The organism is Modestobacter sp. KNN46-3, from assembly GCF_011039295.1.
The window spans coordinates 34861-43325 of sequence record NZ_JAAKGN010000025.1 but is presented as its reverse complement, the minus strand read 5'-3'; the positions used below and the strand labels follow the sequence as shown (position 1 = coordinate 43325).

The 8465-nt window shown below is 73.9% G+C and carries 7 protein-coding genes and 1 pseudogene; all 8 read right to left on the bottom strand.

Going from position 1 to position 8465, the window contains the following annotated elements:
* Positions 1–169: 169 nt before the first annotated feature.
* Positions 170–433: pseudogene (locus tag G5C62_RS08325) on the bottom strand (malate:quinone oxidoreductase); the annotation flags it as partial.
* A 65-nt stretch (positions 434–498) separates the two neighbouring features.
* Positions 499–1428 (bottom strand): AEC family transporter, encoded by a 930-nt coding sequence (locus G5C62_RS08320; protein ID WP_164700622.1) that lies wholly within the window; start codon positions 1426–1428, stop codon positions 499–501.
* 25 nt (positions 1429–1453) lie between these two features.
* On the bottom strand, positions 1454–2317 hold the full coding sequence (locus G5C62_RS08315) for a RimK family alpha-L-glutamate ligase (protein ID WP_164700621.1): 864 nt from the start codon (positions 2315–2317) through the stop codon (positions 1454–1456).
* Entirely contained in the window at positions 2314–3828 is a 1515-nt protein-coding gene (locus tag G5C62_RS08310; protein ID WP_164700620.1) for an aldehyde dehydrogenase (NADP(+)), read from the bottom strand. Before G5C62_RS08310 ends, G5C62_RS08315 begins: the two co-directional genes overlap by 4 nt.
* A 29-nt stretch (positions 3829–3857) precedes the next feature.
* Positions 3858–5030, bottom strand: a complete 1173-nt coding sequence (locus tag G5C62_RS08305) for an L-talarate/galactarate dehydratase (protein ID WP_036334455.1) — start codon at positions 5028–5030, stop codon at positions 3858–3860.
* Positions 5031–5050: 20 nt separating this feature from the next.
* Complete coding sequence (locus tag G5C62_RS08300) at positions 5051–6382, bottom strand: enolase C-terminal domain-like protein (RefSeq protein WP_164700619.1); 1332 nt, start codon at positions 6380–6382, stop codon at positions 5051–5053.
* A 46-nt stretch (positions 6383–6428) separates the two neighbouring features.
* Positions 6429–7343, bottom strand: a complete 915-nt coding sequence (gene kdgD, locus G5C62_RS08295) for a 5-dehydro-4-deoxyglucarate dehydratase (RefSeq protein WP_164700618.1) — start codon at positions 7341–7343, stop codon at positions 6429–6431.
* Positions 7344–7477: 134 nt separating this feature from the next.
* Positions 7478–8371 (bottom strand): LysR family transcriptional regulator, encoded by an 894-nt coding sequence (locus G5C62_RS08290; RefSeq protein ID WP_164700617.1) that lies wholly within the window; start codon positions 8369–8371, stop codon positions 7478–7480.
* Positions 8372–8465: the final 94 nt, after the last annotated feature.

Genomic DNA, 8465 nt, shown 5'->3' with positions numbered 1-8465 from the left:
GATCACCGCCGGGCAGCGGGTGCAGGTGCTCAAGACCACGGAGGGCCGCGGCAGCATGGTCGGCTTCGGGACCGAGCTGGTGACCTCGGCCGGCGGCTCCCTGGCGGCCCTGCTCGGCGCCCCGCCCCAGCCCCAGGTGCGGCACCGAGCGGATGAAGTCCTCCGGTGGGCCGAGGAGACCGCGCTCGACCAGGTGGGCCCACAGGGTCAGCGAGGTGAGGAACTGTGCACCGATCTGCACCGCGGCCGACACGTCGACGGTCCCGTCGGGACGGCGGGGCGTGTAGTTGAACTCGCACAGCCCGGCGTGCCCGGTGCCCGCGTTGTTCCAGGCGCTCGAGCTCTCCAGCCCCGCGGCGTCCAGCCGCTCGACCACGGTGATCGTCCAGCCCGGCTCCAGCTCGCTGAGCAGCACGCCCAGCGTCGCGCTCATCACCCCGCCACCGACCAGGACGACGTCCCGGTGCTCTGGTCCGACGTCGGTCATCGCTCTCCCTCTCATCGCAGCAACAGCGCCACACCGAGCAGCACCGGCACCGACAGCACGGTGGTCAGCAGCACCACGTCGCGAGCCACCGCACTGCCCCGGTCGTAGGTCGTGGCGTAGACGAACACGTTCTGTGCGGTGGGCAGGGCGGAGGTGAGCGTGACCGCCAGCAACGGCACCCCCGCCAGCCCGACCCCCCAGCGGCCCAGCGCGTAGGCCAGTGCCGGCTGCACCGCCGTCTTGAGCGCAACGGCCAGCCAGACCTGGCCACCGCCGTCCCCGGACGCCGGCCGCGGCGCCCCGTGCAGACTCGACCCGAAGGCGAGCAGCGCCGCGGGGACGGCGAGGGCGGCGAGCAGCTCGACCGGCTGGAGCACGACCGCGGGCAGCCGCCACCCGGTCTCGGCCAGCAGCAGGCCGACCAGGCAGCCGAGCACCACCGGCGTGCGCACCGGCTGGCTGAGCACCTGCCAGCGGGACGGCGCGCCCGCATCCGGCCCGCGCGAGCCGGCGAGCACCGCGAGCCCCACCGGGGCCATCACCAGCACCTGGAAGAGCAGCACCGGCGCCACGTAGGTGGCGTCGCCGAGCACGTAGACCGCGATCGGGAGGCCGAGGTTCCCGGCGTTGACGTAGGAGGACGCGAGCGCACCGGTGGTCAGCGAGGCCGGGCGCAACCGCCACCACCAGCGGGCGAGCCCGGCGTACAGCGCGGCAGCGACCAGGGCACTGCCGCCGGTGGCCACCAGAGCGGCGGTGAACAGCCCGGCCGGGTCCGCCTCGGCCAACGTCAGCAGCAGCAACGCCGGCGTCGCGACGAAGTAGGACAGGCGGGACAGCACCCCGGCGGCGTCGGGGCCCAGTGCTCCGGTGCGGCCGGTGAGCCAGCCGACGGCGATGACCGCGGCCAGGGCGGCGAACCCGCTCAGGACCGCGGTCACGTGGCCGCAGGCCGCACCGTGGCGGTCACCGGATCGCGTCCCCCACCGCGGCCACCAGCTGGGCGAGGGCGCCGTCCGGGGCCTGCGGGAGGAAGAGGCTCGGCTCGGCCAGCTCGAGCTCGAGCACCACCGGGGAGCCGCCCGCATCGGCGACCAGGTCGATCCGGGCGTACAGCACCGGGGCGGCACCGGGCACGAGCGACGGCACCGCGTCGAACACCGCCTGGGCGACCGCGCGCTGCTCCGGGGTCGGCTCGACCGCGCGCAGGTCGCCGCGGCTGTCGCGGTCCTGGCGCACCCCTTCGCCGCGCTGCAGCAGCGGGCCCTTGCGCACGGCGTGGGAGAACCGGCCGCCGAGGAAGAGCATCGCGGTCTCCCCGGCGTCGTCCACGCTGGCCAGGTAGGGCTGGACCATCGCCGTCCGGCCGGCCGCGGTCAGCTCGGCGACGTGCCCGAGCACCGCCGCCGGCTCGGTCCACCGGGCGGTGTCCCGGGAGCCGGCCGAGATCGACGGCTTCACCACCCACTCCCCCGCCTCCGGCAGCGCGACGACGTCGGTGGGGTCCCAGACGGTCGGGACGACGGGCAGCCCGGCGGCGACGAGGTCGCGCAGGTGGGCCTTGTCGGTGTTCCAGGCCAGCACCTCGACCGGGTTGCGCAGCCGCGGGACGGCGGCGGCCCAGTCCAGGAACTCCGCCCGCCGCCAGGCGTAGTCCCAGCAGGACCGGACGACGGCCAGGTCGTAGTCCGCCCAGTCGACGTCCGGGTCGTCCCAGCGCACCAGGTCGACCGCCAGCCCGGCCGCGCGCAACGCGGGCGCCGCGATCGGCAGGTCCGGGTCGACCCGCAGTCCCCGCTCGCTGCTGACCAGCGCGACCCGCGCGCTCACGCCGGCAGCTGGAGGACGCCGTCGATCCGCCGCGGGATGCCGGTGTGGTCGTCGGTGAGCTCGGCCGGGAGCACGTCGGCCGGGGCGCCCTGCCAGGTGACCGGGCGGAGGAACCGGCGGATCGCCGAGGTGCCGACCGAGGTGTGCTGGGAGTTGGTCGACGGCCACGGCCCGCCGTGGTGCTGCGCCCAGGACACCGCGACACCGGTCGGGTAGGCGTCGTAGACGATGCGGCCAGCCCGGGTGCGGAGCTCCTGGGAGACCGCCAGCGGCAGCTGGGTCTCCCCTGCGCCCCGCAGCACCGTGGCGGTGAGCGAGGAGGGCATCTTCGCCAGCGCGGAGAAGAGCTCCGGCTCGCCGTCGTACCGGGCCACGACCGTGACCGGGCCGAAGACCTCCTCGGTGACCTGCTCGGGCAGCCCGGCGGCCGAGGTGGTCAGCAGCAGAGGCGTCGCGGCGAAACCGGTGCCGTCGCCCTCGGTGCCGCGGGCGACAGCGGTGACCCCCGGCGCCTCGGCGATGGCGGCGGACAGCTTCCCGAACGACGCCGCGATGCCCTCGTTGAGCAGCACCTGCGGGCTGCTGCCGCGCACCGCCTCGGCCATCGCGTCGACGACCTGGTCGCCCTCGGCACCGGCGGGCACGAGCACCAGGCCGGGCTTGGTGCAGAACTGACCGGCGCCGAGGGTGAAGGACCCGACGAGCTCCGCCCCGAGCTGGCTGCCGCGCTCGGCGGCGGCCTGCGGGGTGACCACGACCGGGTTCAGGCTGCTCAGCTCCCCGAAGAACGGGATCGGGTCCGGGCGCTGCTCGATGATCTGCAGCAGCGCACGGCCGCCGTTCACCGAGCCGGTGAAGCCGACCGCGCGGATGGCCGGGTGGGCGACCAGGGTCGCGCCGGCCTGCAGGCCGTGCACCAGGCCGAGCGTCCCCTCGGGGGCGCCGGCCTCGCGGGCCGCGGCCACGAACACCTCGAAGACCAGCTGAGAGGTGGCCGGGTGCGAGCCGTGCGCCTTCACCACCACCGGGCAGCCGGCCGCCAGGGCCGAGGCGGTGTCGCCGCCGGGCACGGAGAAGGCGAGCGGGAAGTTGCTGGCGCCGAAGACGGCGACCGGGCCGATCGGGAGGAGCATCCGGCGCAGGTCCGGGCGCGGGCCCATGGGGGTGTCACCGGCGTGGTCGATGGTGGCCTCGAGGTAACTGCCCTCTCCGAGCACCTCGGCGAAGAGCCGCAGCTGGTAGGCGGTACGGGTCAGCTCGCCGTTCAGCCGGCCGGTGCCCAGGGCGGTCTCCCGGTCGGCGACGGCGACGACGTCCTCCCGCCGGGCCTCCAGCGCGTCCGCGAGGGCCCGCAGCAGGCCGGCCCGGCCGGCCCGGCCCATCTCCTCCAGAGCCGGGGCAGCGGCCAGGGCCGCCTCGCACAGCCGGGCCACCTCCTCGGGGGTGGTCTCCTCTGCGACCACCTCGGCCGCCTGTCCGGTGCGCGGGTCGATGCTCACGACGTCGGTCATGGGTGCTCCTGTCGGTTCGGGGTGGCGGGTCAGTGGGGCGCGTCGACGTGGACGCGGTCCACGGTCCAGGCGCGCGCCTGCTCGGTCAGGGTGACACCGAGACCGGGGCGGTCGGACAGGTGCATCCGGCCGTCGCGGGTCTCCAGTCGCTCGTTGAACAGCGGGTGCAGCCAGTCGAAGTGCTCGACCCACGGCTCGTGCGGGTAGGCCGCGGCCAGGTGCACGTGGATCTCCATGGCGAAGTGCGGCGCGATCTGCAGGTTCGCGTCGTCGGCGAGCGCGGCCAGCTTCAGGAACTGCGTGATGCCGCCGATCCGCGGGGCGTCGGGCTGCAGGATGTCGACCGAGCCGGCCCGGATAAGCTCGCGGTGCTCGGCGACGCTCGTGAGCATCTCCCCGGTGGCGATCGCGGTGTCCAGCGAGCGGGCGAGCTGGGCGTGCCCCTCGGCGTCGTAGGCGTCCAGCGGCTCTTCGATCCACACCAGGTCGAACTCCTCCAGCCGGCGGCTGACCCGCATGGCCGTGGGCCGGTCCCACTGCTGGTTGGCGTCCACCATGAACGGCACACCGTCACCCAGGTGCTCGCGGACGGCGCGCACCCGGCGCAGGTCCTCCGCCGAGTCCGGCAGCCCGACCTTGATCTTGATGCCGCCGACGCCGCTCTCCAGCGTGCGCGTGGCGTTGTCCTTGACCTGCTCGATCGTCTCGTGCAGGAAGCCGCCGGAGGTGTTGTAACAACGCACCGAGTCGCGGTGCGCGCCCAGCAGCTTGGCCAACGGCAGCCCGGCACGCTTGGCCTTGAGGTCCCACAGCGCCACGTCGATCGCGGCGATCGCCTGCGTCGAGGCCCCGCTGCGGCCGACCGATGCCCCTGCCCAGACCAGCTTGGTCCACAGCCGGGCGATGTCGTTCGGGTCCTCGCCGATCAGGCCGGGGGCGACCTCCCGGGCATGGGCGAACTGCGCCGGCCCGCCGGCCCGCTTCGAGTAGCTGAAGCCCACGCCCTCGTGGCCCGCCTCGGTACGGATCTCGGCGAACAGGAACGCCACCTCGGTCATCGGCCGCTGCCGGCCGGTGAACACCTTCGCGTCGCTGATCGGGTTGGGCAGCGGCAGCGTGACCGAGGAGAGCGAGATCGACTCGATCCGGTCCAGGACAGCGGGGGCTGTGGTGGTCGGGGTCGGGGCGGAGGTCGTCGTCATGGCAGCTCCAGGCATCGGGGTCAGCGCACCAGGCAGGGACGCTTGGGGTCGAAGCCCCAGTCGGGCACGAGGTACTGCATGGCGACCGCGTCGTCCCGGGCGCCGAGCCCGTGCTCGCGGTAAAGCTCGTGCGCCGCGGCCAGGGCGTCCCGGTCCAGCTCGACACCGAGCCCCGGGGCGGTGGGGACGGCGATCGCCCCGTCCCGGATCTGCAACGGCGACCGGGTGAGCGCCTGGCCGTCCTGCCAGATCCAGTGGGTGTCCAGCGCGGTGATCTCCCCCGGTGCGGCAGCCCCCACCTGGGTGAACATCGCCAGCGAGATGTCGAAGTGGTTGTTGGAGTGCGATCCCCAGGTCAGGCCGAAGTCGGCGCACAGCTGGGCCACCCGCACCGAACCGCGCATGGTCCAGAAGTGCGGGTCGGCCAGCGGGATGTCCACGGCGTGCGACCGGACGGCGTGCGCCATCTGCCGCCAGTCGGTGGCGATCATGTTGGTGGCCGTCGGCAGCCCGGTGGCCTGCCGGAACTCCGCCATGACCTCCCGCCCGGAGAAGCCGCCCTCGGCCCCGACCGGGTCCTCGGCGTAGGCGAGCACCCCGTGCAGGTCGCCGAGCAGCCGGACGGCGTCGGAGAGCAGCCAGCCCCCGTTGGGGTCCAGCGTGATCCGGGCGTCGGGGAACCGCTGCGCCAGTGCCCGGACGGCGGCGACCTCCTGCTCGCCGGCGAGCACGCCGCCCTTGAGCTTGAAGTCGGTGAAGCCGTAGCGGGCCTGGGCCGCCTCGGCCAGGGCCACGACCGCCTCGGGCGTGAGCGCGGGCTCACGCCGGAGCCGCTCCCAGTCGTCGGCCGGCGAGGGCTCGGCGACGTAGGGCAGGTCGGTCGCCGTCCGGTCCCCGATGTAGAAGAGGTAGCCCAGCATGGGCACGGCGTCGCGCTGCTGCCCGTCGCCCAGCAGCTCGGCGACCGGGACCCCCAGGTGCTGCCCGAGCAGGTCCAGCAGCGCGGACTCCAGCCCGGTCACCGCGTGGACGGTGGTCCGGAGGTCGAAGGTCTGCAGACCCCGGCCGCCGGCGTCCCGGTCGGCGAAGGTGTCCGCGACCGAGCGCAGCAGCCGGCCGAAGGCGGCCACCGGCTGCCCGACGAGCAGCGGGCCCGCGTCGGCCACCGTCCGCCGGATGTCCTCGCCGCCGGGCACCTCCCCCACGCCCTCGCGGCCCTCGTTGTCGGTGACGATCACGATGTTGCGGGTGAAGAACGGGCCGTGCGCGCCGCTGAGGTTCAGCAGCATGCTGTCGTGCCCGGCGACGGGCACCGCCTCGACGCGGGCGACGGTCGGCGTGGTGCCGGTCATCGGGTTCCTCTCAGCAGACGGCGGGCAGCGGGTCCGGCAGACCTGGTCAGGAGACCTTGGAGACCAGCGTGGTCAGCTCGCCGAGCTCGGCCTCGGTGAGGTCGGTGAGCGGCGGGCGCACCCGGCCGCCGTCCCGGCCCACCGCGGTGAGACCGGCCTTCACGATCGAGACCGCGTAGCCGCGGGCCCGGTCGCGGATGTCGAGGTACGGGAGGACGAAGTCGTTGAGCATCCCGTACACCGCCACGCGGTCCTGGGCGCGGACGGCGGCGTAGAACCGGAGCGCGAACTCGGGCACGAAGTTGTACAGCGCCGAGGAGTACGTGCTCACCCCCAGCTGCAGCAGCGGGAGAGCGAACGTCTCGGCGGTGGGGAGGCCACCGACGTAGATGAGCCGGTCGCCGACCTTGGCGTAGGTGCGGGTCATCTGCTCGATGTCGCCGACGCCGTCCTTGAGCCCGATGAGGTTGGGGTTCCGGTCGGCGAGCTCGGCGACGGCACCGTCGGTGAGCACGGCGTTGGCCCGGCTGTAGACGACCACGCCCAGATCGGTGGCCCGGCAGACGGCGCTGACGTGCTCGACCAGACCGGCCTGGCTGGCCTCGGTGAGGTAGGGCGGGAAGAGCAGCAGGCCGTCGGCACCGGCGGCCTGGGCGGCCTGGGCCTGGGCGACGGAGACGGCGGTGCCACCGGTGGCCGGGGCGATGACGGGCACCCGGCCGGCCACCTCGTCGACGGCCACCCGGACCACCCGGTCGATCTCGGCGGGGGTGAGCGAGAAGCCCTCCCCGGTGCCGCCCGCGGCGAACAGGCCGGCCACGTCGAAGCCCGACTGCCAGGCCAGGTGCTCGCGATAACGCTGTTCGTCGAACTGCAGCTCGGCGTCGAAGTGGGTGACCGGGAACGACAGCAGACCGGACTTCAGCCGGTCAGCGAGAGCATCCGGGGGCAGCAACGTCACAGGTCGTGTCCTTGGGTTCGACGGGTCCGCGCACTGGTCGACCGGAGGTCGCGGGCGGTGGTCGAGGTCACCCTAGGAACGGCCCGCGATGCCTGTCCAAGAGCAGTTCCGCATCGCTCGATGCGCTCAGGGCATCATGAAAGCGCTTGCCCATCCGCCAGGACGTCCAGGGCGCGCCACAGGGCGGGGTTCTTCGACTCCCGAGCCCAGAGCAGGTGCAGCTCGACCGGCTCGGGCACCGGTGTCTCCAGGCGCACCAGCCCGACCCCCGCGATGGTCAGCCCGGCTGCCGACTCCGGGACGAACGCGATCCCCCGGCCGGCGGCGACGAGCCAGAGCATGGTGAGCACCTGGCTGACGGTGTGCACCGCGTTCTCCGAGGCCGCCGGCACGAACCCGACCACCAGGTCGTAGAAGTACCGCGCCTGGGTCGGCGAGTGCATCACCACCGGCTCACCGGCCAGGTCGGCCGCGGTGACCGGCCGGTCCAGCGCGAGCAGCCGGTGCCCCAGCGGGGCGGCGACCAGGAGGGACTCGCGGTGCAGCAGCCGGGAGCCGAACCGCTCGGCGTCGAACGGCGGCCGGGCCAGCCCGAGGTCGATCTCCTCCGCCAGCAGGCCCGCCACCTGCTCCCTGGTCACCATCTCGGCCAGGTCGACGTCCACGTCGGGCAGGGCGGCACCCAGGTCGTCGAGCAGCCGGCCGAGCACGCCGTAGGCGGACGCCGCGGTGAAGCCGATCCGCAGCACGCCACTGGACCCGGAGGAGACCCGGCGCGCCAGCTCCGGCGCACCGTCGGCCAGCGTGAGCAGCCGGCGGGCCTCGACCAGGAAGACCTCACCGGCGGCGGTGAGGCCGACCCGCCGGTTGTCCCGCTCGAGGAGCTGGGCGCCGACCACCCGCTCCAGCTTCTGGATCTGCCGGCTGAGCGGTGGCTGGGTCATCGAGAGCCGCTCCGCCGCGCGACCGAAGTGGAGCTCCTCGGCGACGGCGACGAAACCGCGGAGTTGCTCCAAGGTGAACGCCATGCACCGAAGGTATCAATCAATGCTGCAATGGATTTGGACAGGCATGAGCGGCCGTTCCTACTCTTCGGTCGTCCCCGCGTTCGTGACGGCACTC

Excerpts from the sequence above, each read along its gene's own strand:
- G5C62_RS08310 (WP_164700620.1), bottom strand. The coding sequence starts at position 3,828 with ATGACCGACGTCGTGAGCATCGACCCGCGCACCGGACAGGCGGCCGAG.
- G5C62_RS08305 (WP_036334455.1), bottom strand. The coding sequence starts at position 5,030 with ATGACGACGACCTCCGCCCCGACCCCGACCACCACAGCCCCCGCTGTC.
- G5C62_RS08300 (WP_164700619.1), bottom strand. The coding sequence starts at position 6,382 with ATGACCGGCACCACGCCGACCGTCGCCCGCGTCGAGGCGGTGCCCGTC.
- G5C62_RS08290 (WP_164700617.1), bottom strand. The coding sequence starts at position 8,371 with ATGGCGTTCACCTTGGAGCAACTCCGCGGTTTCGTCGCCGTCGCCGAG.